Here is a 17,361-nt window from a genome sequence, read left to right as displayed (position 1 = left end):
TGGTCGCCTTCGGCGCGGCGACGCGGGGCGGCTTCTCGACGATGGTCGACTACCTGTCGCCGGTGTACTGGTTCTTCATGACGCTCAGCGGGCTGGCGGTACTGGCGCTGCGCCGCAAGGCGCCGACGCATCCCCGGCCGTTCCGCGTGCCGCTGTACCCGGTGCTGCCGCTGGTCTTCGTCGGCTGCAGCGCGTACGTGCTGTGGTCCAGCGTGGTCTACGTCAGCTCGGGCGCGATCGTCGGCGTGGCGGTGCTGGCGGCGGGGGCGCTGCTACTGTGGGGATACGGCCGGCTGCGACGGGCCGCCTGAATCCTCGGTCCCCTTCGACCGCGTCCACGGCCCCGTTACTCCTACGCTTTCTTCGGTTTCTTCGACGGCTTGACGAGGCCATCCCAACCGGCCATCGCGATCTCGGCGACCGCCTGGAGTTCCGATCGGTCGGCGCCGTCACGGGCGCGGATCGCCATGCCGCTCTGCACGGTCTGCAAGTACCTGGCGAGATGCGCGATGTCGAGGGTGCGCGGCAGCTCACCATCGGCAACGCCCTGTTCCAGACGGGACGAGAGCACGACGAATGCGCCGGCCCGCGTGGTCTTCATCACTTCGCTGAGTTCGTCATGCCCGTCGCTGCCCACCGTGCTCAGCGTGACCAGACAACCGTGCGGCAGATCGCAGTCGGCGCCCGTCATGGCTGCCGCCGAGTCCAACAGGTAGGCGAGCGCCGCTTCGCGAGCCGTGGCCGCCTGACGGAACCGCCCCAGCACCAGGTGCTCGAAGGTGTCCGAGTAGAGCCTCAGTGTCTCGGCGTACAGCTCGTCCTTCGAGCCGAAGGCGGCATACAGGCTGGTCGAGCCCACGCCCAGCGCCGTGGTCAGGTCGGCGATCGAGGTCGCCTCATAGCCCTTGATCCAGAAGAGCCGCATGGCCTTCATCAATGCATCCTCGCGATCGAAGGCACGCGGCCGCCCACGCCCGCGAGGGGCTGGCGCGACGGTGTCCGCCGGCACGGGAATTTCTTTTTGCAACGATCGCTTCATAAATGCCTTGACGATGCCAGGATTGGGATTCTACTATTAATGCATCAATCACTGCATAAATGGTGGAGCCATGAAGCAACTTGCTGGAAAACGTGCCCTGGTGACGGGCGGATCTCGAGGCATCGGGGCTGCGATCGCGGTCGCGCTCGCGGAAGAAGGGGCCGACGTCGCGCTGACCTTCCAGAACTCGGGCGAGCGCGCGCAGGCAGTCGTGACGTCGATCGAGCGCCTGGGCCGCCGCGGCGTGGCCATCCAGGCCGACAGCGCGGATCCGGCCGCCATCCGGCGATCGGTCGACGAGGCCGTCGCGGCGCTGGGGGGACTGGACATCCTGGTCAACAACGCCGGCATTGCGCGCTACAACACGATCGCGGATTTCAGCGTGGCGGACATCGACGCGCTGCTCGCGGTCAACGTCCGCGGCCCCGTGCTGGCGACGCAGGCGGCCATCCCGCACCTTGGCGCGGGAGGCCGCGTGATCACCATCGGTTCAGCCGGTGCGGATCGCATCGTCGGCGCGCCGGGCACGGTCTACTACATGACGAAGTCTGCGCTCCAGTCGTTCACGCGCGGGCTCGCGCAGGAGCTGGGTCCGAAGGACATCACGGCCAACCTGGTCCAGCCGGGCTCGACCGACACGGACATGAACCCGGCCGATGGCGAGAGCGCGGACTACCAGCGCAGCCTGGCGCCGCTGGGCCGTTTCGCCGCGCCCGCGGACATCGCCGCCGCGGTCGCCTTCCTGGCAAGCCCGGGAGCAAGACACCTCACGGGCACCATCATCAACGTGGATGGCGGACTGCTCGCCTGACCGGCGCTCAGAACGCGACGACGAGCGAGTCCGCGAAGCGCTCCGCCACGAACTGCCGGACCTCCGGCGACTGGAAGGCACGGACCAGCTTGGGCACCCAGGGCCGGTCCTTGTCCTGCGTCCTCACGGCGATGAGGTTGGCGTACGGGCTCCTGGCATCCTCGATCTCGATCGCATCGCGTTTGGGGACGAGCCCCGCCTGCACCGCGTAGTTCGTGTTGATCGCGCTGGCGTCGACGTCGTCCAGCGTGCGCGGCAACTGCGCGGCGTCCACCTGGACGATCTGCAGCTTGCGCGGGTTGTCGGCGATGTCGAGCGTCGTGGCCGAGATGCCCGCTCCGGGCTTCAGCCGGATGACGCCGGCCTTGTGCAGCAGCTGCAGCGCGCGGCCGCTGTTGGTAGGGTCGTTCGGGATGGCGATGCGGGCGCCGGTGGCCAGCTGATCGAGCCGCTTGATGCGCTTCGAGTAGAAGCCCAGTGGCGCGGTGACGGTGACGCCGACCGCGCTGAGCTTGTAGCCGCGCGCCTGGATCTGCGACTGCAGGAAGGGCAGGTGCTGATAGCTGTTGGCCTGCACATCGCCGGCGTCGAGCGCAGCGTTGGGTTGCACGTAGTCGGAGAACTCGACGATCTGCAGCGTCAGGCCCTCGCGCGCGGCGACCTTCTTCGCGACCTCGGCGATCTGCGCATGCGGGCCGTTGGTCACGGCGATCTTGATGACCTCCTCGGCGCGGCTCGCGCTTTGGAAGAGCAGGGCGGCGGCAAGGCCGGTGAGGGCGAGGCAGGCGGAGCGTCGGGTGGCCATGACGATGGGAGCACGAGAGGAGGACGAGAAAGAGCCCGGGAGGCGGAACTCCCGGGCTTGAAATGCTCGGAAGAGCACACGGCAAAGGTCGACCTCAGGATCGCCGAGGCGAGGCCGATGAGCTACGAAGGGATGCGCAGGTGCTTATGAGTTCCCCCTAAGATTCCGCCTGCGATTGCCGGGGAGAGGCGCTCGGGCGAAGCTCTCCGCTCTTTCAGAAGCTCAGCATGGTGAAGCTCTTGTCGACAAGTTGCGTGTCTTTGGCATTTCCTTCCGCGACGAAGCGTGTCGTGCGCATGGCCGCCTGTGCGGCGATGGCCTTCTCATCCGCGGGGCCAGTCGTTGCGGATGCTTCGCCGCCGGCGGCTGTTTCAATGGCGGGTTCCTGGGAGGACCGCGGAGGCAAGAGGGCGGTGTTCTCGCTCGAGGCCCTTCAACAGGGGCGGGCCGTCTGCGGCCGGGTCGAGACCCTGACCGGCGACAAGGTCGACTCGGCGTGGTTCGTTGGCACCTTCGAAGCTGGCAACGCGCGAATTTCGTTTCAGCCGAATTTCACGGGTGATGACGAACGGGGGTGGGCCACGCTGACGGTGCAGGGCAAGGGCTGGCATTGGGAGGTGACCGTTCGTCCCGAGTCGGTGAACCACATCTGGGACCAGGCCGACGTGCGACGGAATGCTTGGGGCGCGGGGCGCATGAGGCTTGTGGAAAAGTGGTGCCAGTCCAAGTGGACAGGCATCCGGGGAGGCCGGTTGGAGGAGGTGGACCTTGGTGAATGACGAGAAGGTCCAGGCCCAGCGGTTCGACGTGCTGTGGGAATCGCTGGTCGTTGGCTCAACGGAACTGGAAAGCGGTGATCCACCGATGGGCGTCGCCTTCGGTAGATTCCACCCCTCGGACAGCTATGTGTTGATCCGGGAGCGTTGTCTGCTCGATGCCGGGATCCAGGCGCAACTTCGCTTGAGCATCCGCCATCGGGACGGGCGGGTCATCGAATGTTTGGGTGGCGTGCATATCCAGGATGCTTCCACCGAACTGGGGCCGCACGAGATCGAGGTCACCGCCCTGGGGATCGGCTATCCGCTCTACAAGGAGCTGTTTCCGCAGCACGTCCTCGCGTACGACGCGATGCTTTCCGCCAAGAGCAACGGCTCGCACTGAACAACCGGAGCAACACCCGATGGCACATCGCGAACACAAGTACCCGGTCACCGTGACGTGGACCGGCAACCAGGGCACCGGGACCTCCGGGTACAGGGCCTACAGCCGCGACCATGTGATCGAGTCGGCGGGCAAGCCGACCATCCCGGGATCGTCCGACCCGGCCTTCCTCGGGGACAGGACCCGCTGGAATCCCGAAGACCTGCTGGTCGGCGCGACCAGCGCCTGTCACAAGCTCTGGTACCTGCACCTGTGCGCCGAGGTCGGCATCGCCGTGCTGGCCTACGTGGACGACGCCGAAGGCACGATGGTGGAAGGCGAGAAAGGCCGCTTCACGCAGATCGTCCTGCGGCCTCGTGTCACCGTGCGCGCGGGCGACGACGTCGAGCTCGCCGGGCGCCTGCATCACGAGGCGCACGAGCAATGCTTCATCGCCAACTCGCTGAACTTCCCGGTGCGCTGCGAAGCGTCGATCCAGACGGAGTGATCCAGGGCGACGCGTCAAGTCCCTGACGGACGCTTCCCCGTCCGGGCTGTGGCCCGGAACGGCGCGGACGGGCAGGATGCGGCCCTCCGACTTTCCGGATCCGATCGCATGCGTTTCCCCTCCATCCGATCCGCGCCGGCGGCCCGTACCGTGTACACCGCCTGCGCCGCGGCGCTGACCGCTCTCCCTGTCCAAGCCGCGCCCGACGCGAAGAGCCTGGCCACCGATCCCGCCGCCATGAGCCAGCTCGTCGAGGCCGTGAGCTTCGACGTGATGTCCGAAACCGCGATCGACGCCTGCCAGGACCTCGGCGCGGCCTCCGTCCCGTCGATGCGCGAGGCCTGGATCGCCTGGCGCGGGCGTTATCAGATCGCCCCGATGCGGGTGGTGCTCACCCGCATGATGCAGCGGCGCAGCGCCGATGCGCCCTGGGAAAAACTCGTCGAGCCCATGCGCCGGCGCGTACTGGGCGACCCGCAGGCCTGCGCCACGCTGGCGCGCGAGTGGCAGGGCGGGGGCAAGGATGTCGCCGCCCAGTACCCGCAGGCGGCCGCCGTGGCCCGCGCGATCGTGCAGGCCAATCTCGTGATGCCGATCACCCCGCTCCCAGTCGCCGCAGAACCCGCCCGGGGCCAGGTCTTGCTGCCCAGCCAGGTGATCGCCCTGACGGAGCAGCGCGGCAACTGGCTCGTGATTTCCGAGGAAGCCGCCCGGCGCAAGCTGGGGCTGGTCTACGTCAAGGGCCGTGTGGCCCGCGACCCGCGTCGTCCGGAGAACTTCCACCTCATGCAGGAGCAGGGCGACCGGATCGGCGAACAGTTCATCCATCTGAAGTTCAACGCCGAATCCTGGGTCGGCCGGGAGATCGTCCTGCGCGGCGTCGTCACCTCGCTGAACCGGCTGTCGATGGACCTCGCCGACGCCGCGCTGGTCACCGATCCGTCGGGGCTGACGCCGTCACCGCTGGCGCAGACGCCGCTCGCGCGCAAGGAGGTGTCGCTGCAGCGCGTGTCGACCGCGCCGGGCAAGGGCCTGGGCGATAAGGACCTGGCGGCCGTCGTGATCCACGGTTACGCCAACAACCTCAACGGCACCCGTTGGGAGGAGGACGTGCGCTTCCTGCTGCGCGACGGCAGCGTCTACCGCCGCACCGAGATGCCGCCGGACCAGCTCGACGTCGCGGCGTCGCGTCAGCTCGAACCGCAGCGCTGGGGCCGTTGGCGCAGCGCCGGCAAGGGTTATGCGATGCAGGCGCAGGACGACGACGGCCGTCCCGAGGGCGACTGGAAGCCCGAGGGCCACGAGGCGGTGAGTCCCTGGCCCAGGGATGCGCGGCTGGAGGGCAGCTTCAGCCGGCGCAGCTTCACCGGCAGCATGATCACCGGCGGCACGTCGGCCACGCGCGGCATCCGCTTCACGAAGGACGGGCGCTTCGAACGCAGCTTCAGCGCGGTCTCCAGCACGGGCAGCCTGCAGGCGATCACGGGCACGGTGATCGCGGGCTCGTCGCACGGCGACGGCAAGGGCAGCAGCAGCACGGGCAGCAGCACCGTGGGCACGGGGCTGGGGGACGTCGGCGTCAGCAGCGGCACGCGCACGAAGGACGACGGCGCGAGCCGTCGCGGGCGCTATCAGCTGAGCGGCTTCGTGATCACGCTCGAGTACGACGACGGCCACAAGGAGCGGCTGCTCAGCTTCCCCGTCGACAGTGACAACCGCTCGGTGTACATCGGCACCGGCAGCTACGATCGCGACAAATGATTCAGCCTCGACCCATGCGACCGCAGCGAAGACCCGCGCTGTATCAGGCGATCGCAGCGATGACCGTCGCGCTGGGCGCCGTTGCGCTGGCGCAGGCGCAGACGGCCTCCGGCTGCCAGGGCGTCTACCTCGATCCCCAGAAGCGCTTCCTCCGCAACGAGGCGCCGGCCGCCACCGTCCCGCAGGCCTTGCCCGCAGGGACGCCCTTGGGCGCGGTGACCTACAAGCCGCGGGGGGCGGCGACGGCCGTCCCGCTCGAGGACTACTTCGGCAGGTTCTGCACCACCGGGTTCCTCGTGATGCATGAGGGTCAGGTCGTGTTCGAGCGCTACCTGCAGCAGGCCAGGCCATCGACGGCGCTGCTGTCGGCGTCGATGTCCAAGACCGTCCTCGCGCTGTTGATCGGCATCGCGATGGCGGAGGGCAAGCTGTCGCTGGACGAGCGGGTCTCCGCGGTGCTGCCGGACTTCCGCGACAGTGCCTTCGCCGACGACAGCGTCGAGGACCTGTTGCGCATGAGCTCGGGCGTGACGCTGAAGAACTCGTTCCGGCCCGGCGAAGCCTCGGACAACCAGACCACGAACCCGATGATCGAGCCTTTCACCGACATGCGCGTCTATCTGGCGGGCAAGAAGGACAAGGATCCCGCCGGCAAGGTCTTCAATTACAACGGCGCGGTGACGGCCGTGCTCGGCCTGATGCTGAGTGCGCGCACCGGCGTGAGCAACACCGACTACCTGTCCACGCGCCTGTGGGGACCGATGGGTGCCGAGTCGCCGGCCTACTGGATCAAGAACCGGGCGGGGCAGGAGGGCGTGCAGGGCCAGTTCGTCGCGACCCTGCGGGACTACGCCCGGCTTGGGCAATTGATCATGAACCTCGGCCGGGTGGGCGAGCGCCAGGTCGTGCCCCAAGCCTGGATCGAGCAGATGACCGCGCTGCGCAAGGACAAGCCCCAGCCCGCGAACGTGCCGTTCTACGGCTTGCACGTCTGGATCCCGCAGGCGGCGGGCGGGCGTTCCTTTGCCTGGGGAACCAACGGGCAGAACATCTTCGTGGACCCGATCGCGAAGGTCGTGATCGTGCATACCGGCAACAGCCCCGACGCGGAGTTCAACGGCAACGACCACCTGTTCCCGATCCGGGATGCGATCACGGCCTCGCTGCGGGCTCGCTAGGAGCCGAGCATGCGCAGGCGCCGCGCGGCTTCCTCGTCGACGGCGTCATCGATCTCGCGGATCACTTCGCCGAGGTCGACCGGTCCCGTCGCATGCTTGAAGCGGCCGGTCAGCGGCGTGTCGGGCGTGAGGTTGCCGCTTTCGTACAAGGCCCAGATCTCGTGCCCGTAGTCGGTGCCCAGCAGGTCCGGGGCGAAGCCGCCGAAGAAGTCGCGCAGGTTGTTGACGTCGCGCAGCAGCATGCGCTTGGCGTGGTTGTTGCCGGCGGCGTCCACCGCCTGCGGCAGGTCGATGATCACGGGGCCGTCTGAAGCCAGCAGGATGTTGAATTCGGACAGGTCGCCATGGACCACGCCCGCGCCCAGCATGCGCACCACTTCGACCAGCAGGCTCTGGTGGTGCGTGCGGGCTTCCTCGGCCGTGAACATCGAGTCGTTCAGACGCGGCGCCGCATCGCCGTGCTCGTCCACGACGAGTTCCATCAGCAGCACGCCATCCATGAAGTTGTAGGGGCGCGGCACGCGTACGCCGGCGCCGGCCAGACGGTACAGCGCGTCGACCTCGGCGTTCTGCCAGGCGGCCTCCTGGGCCTGGCGACCGAACTTCGTGCCCTTGGCCATGGCGCGCGCCTGACGGCTGTTCTTGGTCTTGCGGTTCTCGGTGTAGTCGACGGCCTGGCGGAAGCTGCGCTGCGTGGCTTCCTTGTAGACCTTGGCGCAGCGGGTCTCGTCGCCGCAGCGCACCACGTAGACCAGGGCCTCCTTGCCGCTCATCAGCTGACGCACGACGGTGTCGATCAGGCCTTCCTCGATCAGGGATTGGAGACGCGGGGGTGCTTTCATCGGGACTTTGGGAAGGAGGCGCATCGACCACTGCGGGACGCGGTCGCGAGACGGTGCAAATGCCATCGGTGGAAGGTCGGAACGGCATCTTCTCATGGTGGTGCGGTCAGGGCGGCCCGCGGCGGGTCTGGCCGGCGCGCCGATTGCCCTGGCGAACGACGGTTTCGCGCTGCTCCCGGACCGAAGGATGAGCCCGGAAGAATCGTTCAATGAATGGCTTCAGCGAATTCCTCGCGAATCGAAGGATCGATGCCCGCATGTCCTGGTTGCGCAATTCCCACGGCCTGCCGAGCTTGAGCGGACTGCTGCGTTGGGCCCGGCTCGCCGCCGTGCGCACGCCTGTCCTCGGCGTCCTGCTGCTCGCCATCCGCAACTACGTGCTGCACCAGAGCGCCAACCAGGCGGGGAGCATGGCGTTCTCGATGGTGCTGTCGATGTTCCCCTTGCTGCTGCTCCTGTCCGCGGGCGCGGCCTACGTCGGCTCGCCGGGGGATGCGGCCGCGCTGGCGACCCGCGTTGTCGAGTACGCACCCCCGCTGGTACGCAGCGCGTTGCAACCCGTGGTCAACCAGGTGCTCGCCCAGCGCAGCCAGGCGCTGCTGGCCATCGGACTCTTCGTCACGCTGTGGACGGCGTCGTCCGGCATGCAGGCCGTGCGCACCGCGCTGAACCGGGCCTACGCCGTCGAGCGCGGCCTGCCGTTCTGGCGCGCACGCCTCAAGGTCACGCTGTTCACGCTGATCGTCGGCGGCGCCATCCTGGCCATCTTCAGCTCCGTCATCGTCATGCCCTACGTCTGGGAGGCGCTGGAGAGCGGCGTGGGCACGGGCCGCGAGACACTGTGGCTGCGCCACAGCGTGCGCTACGGCGTCGCCTTCCCGGTGCTGGTGGTGCTGTACGCGCTGCTCTACGGCTGGCTGCCCGATGTCCGCCTGAGACTGCGCACGGTGCTGCCCGGCGCCGTGGTCGGCGCGGCGCTCTGGGTGGCGTCGGCGGCGACGCTCTCCTACACGCTGCGCAGCGCCGGCAAGCTGGCGCTGCTCTACGGCAGCTTCGCCGGCGTGGTCGCCACGCTGGTGTTCCTCTACATCAGCGCGACGACGCTGATCTACGGCGCGGAAGTCAATGCGGTGATCCGAGCGCGGCTGAAGACGGACGCGGCAGCGGACGCCGAGGCCGCGCCCGGTCATCCTCAAGATTGATGATGCCCGCCGCAAGCGGCCTGCCTTAAGGTCTTCACGCGCTCCGCCTGTCGGTCGACGGCGGCGCCGGTGTTCCGGAGGCCTGACCATGATGACCCCTGCCCAGCAGATCGCGGCTTTCATCGCCCATGTGACGGCCAGCACGGACAAGTTCACCGAGAGCCGCAGCAGCCTCAGGAACCTGTTGACCTGGCTGCGCAATCCGGCCAACCAGCACACGCGGCTGGCGGACGTGGCCTCGGCGAAGCAGCGTTGCGCCGATCCCGGCGACCGCCGTCTGGCGAAGTACAACGCGCCGCTGGCGTCGCTGGTCGCCGTCTGGGGAACCACCCACGATTACGCGCGGAACGTGCCGGCGCCGGTCGTGCCCGCGGTCGTCCCGGTCGGCGGCGGCGGCAGCGTGATGGTGCTGATCAACGCGGCCCGGCAGGGACTGGAGCGGTGCCGGAACTACGCCTGCAACGATGTCGGCGCCTTCTCGCAATGCGTCAACCCGGGCCTCCCCTCCGCCAGGCAGGCGGCCATCCGGGACCGGCCCCCGCTGAAGACCGGCATGCCGCTGCTGGTCGATCCGCGGGGCGGGTGGAACGGACCGGCGCTCCAGCAGGCCCACACGAACGCCGATACGTCCCGCTCGGGCGAGTGCACGACCTACGCCTACTACGCCGGCCATGTCCTGAACACCACGCAGATCGCGGGCAACCGGCCGCGGATCGAGATCGTGTCCTGGGAAGGGCCTGGGAGGTTCAAGCACTGTTTCGTGGTGGTCGGGCGGACGGGGCCGAGATCCCCCACAGGCCTGCTGCCCAGCTCGGTCCACTGGAACGCCGAGGCGCGCATCGTGGATTGCTGGGCCCTGACCCTGGGCTACGAATGCGTCTACACGGTCGCCAACTACCCGTATCCGGGCATGATGAATCCGTCGAAGATCATCATGGACAACACGGTGGCCCGGACCATGGCCCCGTTCAACGCGCAGGCCGGCCTGAAGCGGACCGGCGCGCACCTGCCCTGAAGCGGCGGCTGCCGCCCGACACCGTCACGCCCCCCACATCGCCACCACCTGCACCAGCACGATCTTCACGATCGTCATCGACGGGAAGATCATCGCGTAGCCGATGTCGGGCTGGTCGGTGGGCGCGATGCGGTTGGAGAAGGCCAGGATCGCCGGATTGCCGGTGGCGCCGGCCACGATGCCCGCGGCGGCGTCGAACGGCAGCCTGAACACCGCTGTCGCCATCAGCAGCGTCACCACCACCAGCACCGACACGATCGCGCTGCCCAGCGCCAGGTAGAGCCAGCCGCTCTCCGCGATCGTCGCCGCGAAGGTCGATCCGGACGAGATCCCCACCACCGCCAGGAACACCGTCAGACCGAAGTTGCGCAGCACCAGGTTGGCCGAGATCGGCATCACCCAGGTCAGCGGTCCGGTGCGGCGGCGCCAGCCCAGCAGCAGCGCCACCAGCAGCAGCCCGGCGAATCCCAGCGAGAGGTGGCCCAGCAGCGGCAGCGGCAGGCTGATCGCGCCGACGGCCAGGCCCAGCGTCACGCCGACGCCCATGCCGATGTAGCTCACCTCGCCGGTAGCCCGCACCGAATCGCCGAAGTAGCGGCTCAGCGTCGGGAAGCTCTCCCGCGGCGCCAGCACGCCGATGCGGTCGCCGAACTCGAGGACCCGGTCCGCGTGCGGCGCCAGGTCCACGTCGCTGCGGCGCAGGTGGAGGATGCGGGCGCGGCATTCCGGCGGCAGTTGCAATTCCGACAGCCGCTTGCCCGCCAGCTGCGGGCTGGAGACGAAGAAGCGTTCGTAGTCGAACTCGCTGCGGTCGCGCAGGATCCGGCCCGGTTCCGCGTGGCCGAAGCGCAGCGCGGCATGCCGCAGCGCGCCGGGATCGGTGCCGCTCAGCAGCAGCACGTCGCCGCGCTGGAGCTCGACATCGGGCGCCGCGCCCATGTTGTGGTGACCGCGACGGATCGCGGAGATCGCCACGCCCTGCGGCAGCGTCTGCGCCACGGCGGCCATCGTCCTGCCGAGGACCGCGACGTCGTCGACGCTGACCTCCTCCACCTGGAGCGACGGCGGGGCAGGGCGCTCCAACCGGGGCTTGCGCCAGGCGTTGTAGAGGCCGAGCAGCAGGATCGGGATCGCCACGCCGACGGGATAGGCCACCGAATACCCCGTCGCCGGCGACGGCCCGAACACCGCGAGCGCCGCCTGCAGCGCCGCCGTGCTGGTACCCGCGCCCGAGAACGCGCCCAGCGCCTTGGGCAGCTCCACGCCCGGCCAGAGCCGCGTCGCCGCGATCATCAGCCCGAGCGAGGCCAGCACGCCCAGCAGCGCCGCCGCGTTCGCCTTGGCGCCGCGCGCGCTGGTCAGGCCGCGCAGGAACTGCGCGCCGTACGCGATGCCGACGCCGTAGAGGAAGAGCATCAGCCCCAGGCTGCCGATGAGCGCGGGCAGCTTCAGCTGCGGCGCGGCCGCGCCGATCGCGAGCCCGACGAAGAGCACCGCGCCCGATCCCAGCGCGAAGCCCTTGATGCTGCGGGCGCCCAGCCAGTAGCCCGCCGCGATCGTGAGGAAGAGCGCCAGCAGCGGCTGCGACGCGAGGAAGAGTCCGAACCGGTCGACGACATCCATGGAACGACACCCTCCGAGGAAGAGCAGTCGAGTGTAGGGGCCAGTCCTTGCCCCGTGCACGAAGCTTGACGCAACACCAGTGTTGATCGAGCCTGTTGGTGTTCCTTCATGATTCAATGGGGCGACGATTCCAGGGAGGACGCTGCGCATGACAGCCCGGTTGATCGCGCTCTATCGTTACTTCAGGCAGGCGGTGCCGTTCCGCCTGATCCCCGCGCTCATCACGACGGCGGTGCTCGTCGGACTGCTGCTGGTACCGGTTCCGGACGGGCTCAAGCCCGAGGCCTGGCAGCTGGTGGCCATCTTCCTGACCACCATCGTGGCCATCATCCTGAAGGTGATGCCGATCGGCGTGATGGCGATGATGGCCATCGTCATCCTGTCGCTGGCGCAGGTGACGTCGCCGACGTCCAAGGGCGCGATCACCGACGCGCTGAGCAGCTTCTCCAACCCGCTGATCTGGCTGATCGTCGTGGCGGTGCTGATCTCGCGCGGTCTCAAGAAGACCGGGCTCGGCAACCGCATCGGGCTGATGTTCATCGCGCTGATGGGCAGACGCACCGTGGGCATCGGCTACGGCCTGGCGATCTGCGAGCTCGTGCTCGCGCCGTTCACGCCGAGCAACACCGCCCGCGGCGGCGGCATCGTGCATCCGATCATGAAGTCGATCGCCAGCGCCTTCGACTCCGATCCGGCCCAGGGCACGCAGGGCAAGGTCGGCACCTACCTGGCGCTGGTCAACTACCACGCCAACCCGATCACCTCGGCGATGTTCCTCACCGCCACGGCACCCAATCCGCTGGTGGTCGACTACGTCGCCAAGGCCACCGGGCAGTCGCTGCACCTGACGTGGACCACCTGGGCGCTGTGCATGCTGCTGCCGGGGCTGGTCGCGCTGCTGACGATGCCGCTGGTGGTGTTCCTGCTCGCGCCGCCGGAGCTCAAGGCCACGCCCAATGCCGTCGCGTACGCGCGCGGCGAGCTGACCCGCATGGGGCCGCTGTCGGGCACGGAGCGCGTGATGCTGGTCGTCTTCGGCCTGATGCTGCTGCTGTGGGCGAACGTGCCCGCGATGATCTTCGGCCCGCATTGGACGCTGGATCCGACGGTGGTCGCCTTCCTGGGCCTGTTCGCGCTGATCATCACCGGCACCATCGATTGGGACGACGTGCTGTCGGAGAAGAGCGCCTGGGACACGCTGATCTGGTTCGGCGCGCTGGTCATGCTCGCGGAGCAGCTGAACAAGCTCGGCGTGATCAGCTGGTTCTCGATCGGCATGCGCGATGCGATCGTGGCCAGCGGCATGGGCTGGTTCTGGGTGGCCGCGGTGCTGGTGGCGGCGTTCGTGTTCTCGCACTATCTGTTCGCGAGCACGACGGCCCATATCAGCGCGATGATGCTGGCCTTCCTGACAGTGGGCGCGCAGTTGGTGCCCGGGACCTATCTGGTGCCGTTCATGCTGATGATGACAGCGGGCTCGGCGATCATGATGACGCTGACCCACTATGCGACCGGCACCTCGCCGATCATCTTCGGCAGCGGCTACGTGACGATGGGGCAGTGGTGGCGCGTGGGCGCGGTGATGTGCGTGCTGGAACTGCTGATCTTCGCGATCGTGGGCACCGCGTGGTGGCGTGTGCTGGGCATGTGGTGAGAGGCAAGGAGCAGGAACGATGAAAACCGCCGTCTTCAGTACCCGTCGATACGACCAGACCCTGCTGCAGCAGGCCAACCGCGAGATCGGCCATGAGCTGGTGTTCGTCCAGGATCAGTTGACCGTCGACACGGTTGCGCTGGCGGCCGGATGCAAGGCGGTGTGCGTCTTCGTCAACGACGCCGTGGACGAAGCGGTGCTGACCCGGCTCGCCGCGCAGGGCACGCTGCTGGTGGCCACGCGCTCGACCGGCTTCAATCACATCGACGCGGCGGCCGCGCGCCGGCTGGGCATCGAGGTCGTGCGGGTCACCGACTACTCGCCGTACTCGGTCGCCGAGTTCGCCGTGGGCCTGCTGCTGGCGGTCAACCGCAAGATCGTCCGCGCCAGCGTGCGCACGCGGGACGGCAACTTCGAGCTCGACGGGCTGATGGGCTTCGACCTGCACGGCAAGACGGTGGGCGTGATCGGCACCGGCAAGATCGGGACCATCTTCGCGAGGATCATGGCGGGTTTCGGCTGCACGGTGCTGGGCCACGACGCCTTCCCGAAGCCGGAGTTCGAGGAACTCGGCGGACGCTACGTGCCGCTGCCCGAGCTGATGGCGCAGTCGGACGTGATTTCCCTGCATTGCCCGCTGACCGAGCAGACGCGTCACATCGTCGATGCCGGCTCGCTGGCGCAGCTCAAGCGCGGTGCGATCCTGGTGAACACCAGCCGCGGCGGCCTTGTCGACACCGAGGCGGCGACGCAGGCGCTCAAGACGGGCCAGCTCGGCGGCCTGGCGATCGACGTCTACGAGCAGGAAGCCAGCCTGTTCTTCCAGGACCTGTCCTCCACGGTGATCCACGATGACGTGATCCAGCGGCTGGTGTCCTTCCCCAACGTGATCGTCACCGGGCATCAGGCCTTCTTCACCGTCGAGGCCATCGGCCAGATCATGGCCACGACGCTGGAAAGCCTCAGCGCGTTCGAGCGCGGGGAGCCGTTGGTGAACCGGATTCCGGAGGGCTGAGCTGCGGGTCCGGTCGATCAGGCGCCGCTGGCCGGCCCGGCGCCAGGCGCCTCGCCGACGACGGTGAACTCGAACACCACATTCGGCGCCTCGTACCGATAGCCCAGCGTGCCGCCATGCTCCTCGACGATGCGTCGCGTGATGTAAAGCCCGAGGCCCAGGCCGTTGCGGTTGTGCGCGCCGCGCTCCAGGCCGCGCTTGAACGGTTCGAAGAGCTCCGCGGCCGCTGCGGGCGGGATCTCGTCGCCCTCGTTGGCCACGCTGAACCGCTGACCGCCGTCGCCGCTCGGCGCCAGCGAGACCGTCACCGGCCGCCCCGGCGCGCCGTAGTTGCGCGCGTTCGCGATGAGGTTGGACATCGCCTGCGCCAGCCGCACCGCATCGCCGCTCACCGTGGCCGGTCCCGCCGTGCGGGTGACGATCTCGAAGCCGGGATGGCCCATCCGGACTTCCTCGACCAGGTCCAGCAGCAGCGCTTCCAGGTCCAGCGCGCGCAGTTCCGTGTGCAGCTGCATGCCGACCTCGGCCCGACTGAAATCGAGGACTTGCGTGATGAGCCGGTGCATCCGGCCGCTCGACGCATCCAGCCGCGCGCCCAACCGGCCCGTCTGCGCCGGATCGGGCTCGCGCTTGAGCACGCCCGCCACCATCTGGATGGTCTGCAGCGGATCGCGCAGGTCGTGGCCGAGCATCGCCAGCAGGTTGCGCCGCGCCGCCTCGACCTCCGCATGCCGCGCCGCCGCCGTGCGCTGCAGCTCCAGCATCAGCTGCTTGCCGAAGCGCACGTCGGTCTCGGTCCACGGCTCGGCGCAGTCCTTGACCTGCTCGCGCCATTCCGCGAAGGAGCCGCGCGGCGTCAGCCGCGGACCGTTGGGGCCGCGCGCCACGACCTTGTCAGGCTGGCCGGCCCAGCGGACCGTCTCGCGCTGTTCCTTGCGCAAGGCGATCAGGCGGCCGCCGTTGCTCGCGTCGAAGGGCAGGCACATCGCGCCCACCCAGTGGCCGAGCAGCGGCCGCAGCGCCTCCGGCCAGTCCTCGCTGCAGGATCTCAGCGCGGGCATGTCGCCGGTCCAGGGCACCGTGGCGATGGCCACGGCCAGGTCCTGCGGCAGGTCGCCGTCCGAGACCACCTTGCTCTGCTGCGCCAGCACCAGCGTGTCGGCGCGCAGCACGTCGCGCAGGCGGGCCGACTGGCCGAGCAGGGCCGTGATGGCGTCGTCGGCGATCGCGAGGTCGCCGGCCAGTTCGCCGACCAGCGAGGCCGTGTCGGCCTGGCGCCGCGCGAATTCGCGTGCCTCGATCGTCGCGATCGCCGAGGACAGGATGTTGGCCAGCACGTCGCAGTCCGAGCGCACCGGGTAGGGCACCTGCAACGAGCTCATGTGGTGACAGGCGATCAGGCCCCACAGCTTGTCGTTGACGACGATGGAGACGCTCATGGACGCGCCCACGCCCATGTTGTGCAGGTACTCGACATGGATGGGCGAGACGCTGCGCAGCACCGAGTGGGTCAGGTCCAGCGGCGGCGCTTCCGGATGCCCGACCAGCGCGACCGCGCGGTAGCTGACATGCGGGATCAGCCGCAGCGTGTTGAGCAGGTAGAGCCGGCGCGCCTGCGCCGGGATGTCGCTGGCCGGGTAGCGCAGGCCCAGGTAGGAGGAGAGGGTGTCCGACTTGGCTTCCGCCTCGACCTCGCCGCTGTCGTCGTGGCGGAAGCGGTAGGCCATCACCCGGTCGAAACCGGTCCAGGCGCGGATGGCGTCGACGGCCACCTGCAGCACCGCCTCCATCGAGCCGGCGCGGCGGACGCGGTCGTAGACCCGCGCCTGCGAGCTCAGCGGCGCCAGCGGCTGGGTGCGGGGCTCGATCTCGATCAGGGTGTGGTGGTCGTGGACGTGGACCACGGCGTCGTGCGGCCGGCCGGCGATCTCGACCTCGCAGAAGGCCGGCATGCCGGGCGTCAGCGCGGCCTCGTCGGCCAGGAGGTCCAGTTCGCTGTGCACCGTGCCGGGCAGGGACAGGTCCTGCCAGGCCAGGCCCAGCGCCGGCTGGACCCCGAGCAGCGCCGGCGCGTTGTCGCTCCAGGCGGCGATGCGGCCCTCGCGCAACGCGATCAGCAGGCCGTGCGGCTGGATCGAGCCGGGGATGTGGATGGGCTCGTCGGCGCAGGACTGCAGCGTCGGAAACGAAGGCTCGAAGCGTTCCATGGTGACTGGAGGAAGGGGGCCCCGGACTGTACCTTCCGAGGTAGGCCGTCCGTCCCCGCGCGGACCCTGGGATGGGGGCCCCGGACGCCAACGGCCCGGGTCAGGAGCGCGGATTGCCGAGAGGCCTGTCCGGCGCCGCCATTGCGCGCCGACCCTGGCACTTCGTGCCCCTGGAGGACAGGCGATGAAGCAATTCAGCATCTTCCTGAGCGCGTTCTGCGTGACCCTGCTCGCGGCCGCCGCCATCGCGCAGACGAGCGAACCGCCGGTCTCCAGCAATGCCAGCCGGCGCCAGTCCGGGACCGTGGGTCCGCCGCTGGACGCGGCCTCGATGAACCAGCCGGCTGCTTCGTCGGCCAGGGCGGCGGCGACCAGGGCCGCGGCGACGCCCGCGCCAGTCCCGACGCCGGCCCCGGTTGCGGAGACCGAGTCCACCGACACCGCACTGCCGGCGACCACCGCGCCGGCTGAATCCGCCAAGCCCGCTGCGGGCAGTCGCGCCAGCCGCCGGGCGAGCGGGCGGGTGACCGAGGTGGACGGATCCTCGGGCGGACTGCCGGT

At 69.0% G+C, this 17,361-nt stretch carries 15 protein-coding genes and 2 pseudogenes; 12 read left to right on the top strand and 5 right to left on the bottom strand.

Translation table 11 applies throughout. The features are described from left to right. Window positions 1-311 (top strand): annotated as a pseudogene (locus VF536_RS22875) (amino acid permease); the annotation flags it as partial. A 41-nt stretch (window positions 312-352) separates the two neighbouring features. On the opposite strand, the gene VF536_RS22870 reads toward VF536_RS22875, so the two are convergent. Beyond that, window positions 353-1,039: a TetR/AcrR family transcriptional regulator gene (locus VF536_RS22870; RefSeq protein ID WP_331617206.1), complete on the bottom strand. Its 687-nt coding sequence runs from the start codon at window positions 1,037-1,039 to the stop codon at window positions 353-355. 70 nt (window positions 1,040-1,109) lie between these two features. Between VF536_RS22870 and VF536_RS22865 the strand changes: the two genes are divergently transcribed. After that, window positions 1,110-1,850 carry an SDR family NAD(P)-dependent oxidoreductase gene (locus VF536_RS22865; RefSeq protein WP_331617205.1) on the top strand — a complete coding sequence of 247 codons (741 nt, stop codon included), beginning with the start codon at window positions 1,110-1,112 and terminating at the stop codon, window positions 1,848-1,850. A 7-nt stretch (window positions 1,851-1,857) separates the two neighbouring features. Here VF536_RS22865 and VF536_RS22860 read toward each other — a convergent pair whose 3' ends face one another. Then, window positions 1,858-2,655 (bottom strand): MetQ/NlpA family ABC transporter substrate-binding protein, encoded by a 798-nt coding sequence (locus VF536_RS22860; protein ID WP_331617204.1) that lies wholly within the window; start codon window positions 2,653-2,655, stop codon window positions 1,858-1,860. A gap of 227 nt (window positions 2,656-2,882) precedes the next feature. Here VF536_RS22860 and VF536_RS22855 point away from each other — a divergent pair, with 227 nt between their 5' ends. The 5 genes from VF536_RS22855 to VF536_RS22835 all read left to right on the top strand — a co-directional run bounded on the left by VF536_RS22855 (window position 2,883) and on the right by VF536_RS22835 (window position 7,242). After that, window positions 2,883-3,434 (top strand): hypothetical protein, encoded by a 552-nt coding sequence (locus tag VF536_RS22855; protein ID WP_331617203.1) that lies wholly within the window; start codon window positions 2,883-2,885, stop codon window positions 3,432-3,434. Beyond that, the gene (locus tag VF536_RS22850) at window positions 3,427-3,816 is read left to right on the top strand and encodes a hypothetical protein (RefSeq protein WP_331617202.1); all 390 of its coding nucleotides are present in this window, start codon (window positions 3,427-3,429) and stop codon (window positions 3,814-3,816) included. Before VF536_RS22855 ends, VF536_RS22850 begins: the two co-directional genes overlap by 8 nt. A 19-nt stretch (window positions 3,817-3,835) precedes the next feature. Beyond that, a complete protein-coding gene (locus tag VF536_RS22845; protein WP_331617201.1) occupies window positions 3,836-4,303 on the top strand; it encodes an OsmC family protein in 468 nt (155 codons plus the stop codon). Between the two features lie 108 nt (window positions 4,304-4,411). After that, a complete protein-coding gene (locus tag VF536_RS22840; protein WP_331617200.1) occupies window positions 4,412-6,064 on the top strand; it encodes a hypothetical protein in 1,653 nt (550 codons plus the stop codon). A gap of 59 nt (window positions 6,065-6,123) precedes the next feature. Further along, window positions 6,124-7,242: a serine hydrolase gene (locus tag VF536_RS22835; RefSeq protein WP_331617199.1), complete on the top strand. Its 1,119-nt coding sequence runs from the start codon at window positions 6,124-6,126 to the stop codon at window positions 7,240-7,242. On the opposite strand, the gene VF536_RS22830 is transcribed toward VF536_RS22835, so the two are convergent. Continuing rightward, window positions 7,239-8,084 carry a PA4780 family RIO1-like protein kinase gene (locus VF536_RS22830; protein ID WP_331617198.1) on the bottom strand — a complete coding sequence of 282 codons (846 nt, stop codon included), beginning with the start codon at window positions 8,082-8,084 and terminating at the stop codon, window positions 7,239-7,241. The genes VF536_RS22835 and VF536_RS22830 overlap by 4 nt on opposite strands. A gap of 257 nt (window positions 8,085-8,341) precedes the next feature. Between VF536_RS22830 and VF536_RS22825 the strand changes: the two genes are divergently transcribed. Further along, window positions 8,342-9,286, top strand: coding sequence for a YihY/virulence factor BrkB family protein (locus VF536_RS22825; RefSeq protein ID WP_331617197.1), 945 nt, complete (start codon window positions 8,342-8,344; stop codon window positions 9,284-9,286). A gap of 88 nt (window positions 9,287-9,374) precedes the next feature. Next, window positions 9,375-10,301 carry a hypothetical protein gene (locus tag VF536_RS22820; RefSeq protein ID WP_331617196.1) on the top strand — a complete coding sequence of 309 codons (927 nt, stop codon included), beginning with the start codon at window positions 9,375-9,377 and terminating at the stop codon, window positions 10,299-10,301. Window positions 10,302-10,325: 24 nt separating this feature from the next. Here VF536_RS22820 and VF536_RS22815 read toward each other — a convergent pair whose 3' ends face one another. Next, window positions 10,326-11,924, bottom strand: coding sequence for an aspartate:alanine exchanger family transporter (locus VF536_RS22815; protein ID WP_331617195.1), 1,599 nt, complete (start codon window positions 11,922-11,924; stop codon window positions 10,326-10,328). Between the two features lie 148 nt (window positions 11,925-12,072). On the opposite strand from VF536_RS22815, the gene VF536_RS22810 reads away from it, so the two are divergent. Then, window positions 12,073-13,578 carry a DASS family sodium-coupled anion symporter gene (locus VF536_RS22810; protein WP_331617194.1) on the top strand — a complete coding sequence of 502 codons (1,506 nt, stop codon included), beginning with the start codon at window positions 12,073-12,075 and terminating at the stop codon, window positions 13,576-13,578. 19 nt (window positions 13,579-13,597) lie between these two features. Then, a complete protein-coding gene (locus VF536_RS22805) occupies window positions 13,598-14,593 on the top strand; it encodes a 2-hydroxyacid dehydrogenase (RefSeq protein ID WP_331617193.1) in 996 nt (331 codons plus the stop codon). A gap of 17 nt (window positions 14,594-14,610) precedes the next feature. On the opposite strand, the gene VF536_RS22800 is transcribed toward VF536_RS22805, so the two are convergent. Then, window positions 14,611-16,800, bottom strand: a complete 2,190-nt coding sequence (locus VF536_RS22800; protein ID WP_331617191.1) for an ATP-binding protein — start codon at window positions 16,798-16,800, stop codon at window positions 14,611-14,613. Between the two features lie 184 nt (window positions 16,801-16,984). Here VF536_RS22800 and VF536_RS22795 point away from each other — a divergent pair. Next, window positions 16,985-17,361, top strand: a pseudogene (locus VF536_RS22795) (hypothetical protein); the annotation flags it as partial.

This window comes from Roseateles sp. (assembly GCF_036486225.1).
GTDB lineage: Bacteria > Pseudomonadota > Gammaproteobacteria > Burkholderiales > Burkholderiaceae_C > Roseateles.
This window is presented reverse-complemented; position numbering and strand designations above follow the sequence as displayed.

Coding starts and splice junctions, on each gene's coding strand:
- VF536_RS22830 (WP_331617198.1), bottom strand. CDS start 8,084: ATGAAAGCACCCCCGCGTCTCCAATCCCTGATCGAGGAAGGCCTGATC.
- VF536_RS22815 (WP_331617195.1), bottom strand. CDS start 11,924: ATGGATGTCGTCGACCGGTTCGGACTCTTCCTCGCGTCGCAGCCGCTG.
- VF536_RS22805 (WP_331617193.1), top strand. CDS start 13,598: ATGAAAACCGCCGTCTTCAGTACCCGTCGATACGACCAGACCCTGCTG.
- VF536_RS22835 (WP_331617199.1), top strand. CDS start 6,124: ATGACCGTCGCGCTGGGCGCCGTTGCGCTGGCGCAGGCGCAGACGGCC.
- VF536_RS22870 (WP_331617206.1), bottom strand. CDS start 1,039: ATGAAGCGATCGTTGCAAAAAGAAATTCCCGTGCCGGCGGACACCGTC.
- VF536_RS22820 (WP_331617196.1), top strand. CDS start 9,375: ATGATGACCCCTGCCCAGCAGATCGCGGCTTTCATCGCCCATGTGACG.
- VF536_RS22840 (WP_331617200.1), top strand. CDS start 4,412: ATGCGTTTCCCCTCCATCCGATCCGCGCCGGCGGCCCGTACCGTGTAC.
- VF536_RS22865 (WP_331617205.1), top strand. CDS start 1,110: ATGAAGCAACTTGCTGGAAAACGTGCCCTGGTGACGGGCGGATCTCGA.
- VF536_RS22860 (WP_331617204.1), bottom strand. CDS start 2,655: ATGGCCACCCGACGCTCCGCCTGCCTCGCCCTCACCGGCCTTGCCGCC.
- VF536_RS22810 (WP_331617194.1), top strand. CDS start 12,073: ATGACAGCCCGGTTGATCGCGCTCTATCGTTACTTCAGGCAGGCGGTG.
- VF536_RS22800 (WP_331617191.1), bottom strand. CDS start 16,800: ATGGAACGCTTCGAGCCTTCGTTTCCGACGCTGCAGTCCTGCGCCGAC.
- VF536_RS22845 (WP_331617201.1), top strand. CDS start 3,836: ATGGCACATCGCGAACACAAGTACCCGGTCACCGTGACGTGGACCGGC.
- VF536_RS22855 (WP_331617203.1), top strand. CDS start 2,883: ATGGTGAAGCTCTTGTCGACAAGTTGCGTGTCTTTGGCATTTCCTTCC.
- VF536_RS22825 (WP_331617197.1), top strand. CDS start 8,342: ATGTCCTGGTTGCGCAATTCCCACGGCCTGCCGAGCTTGAGCGGACTG.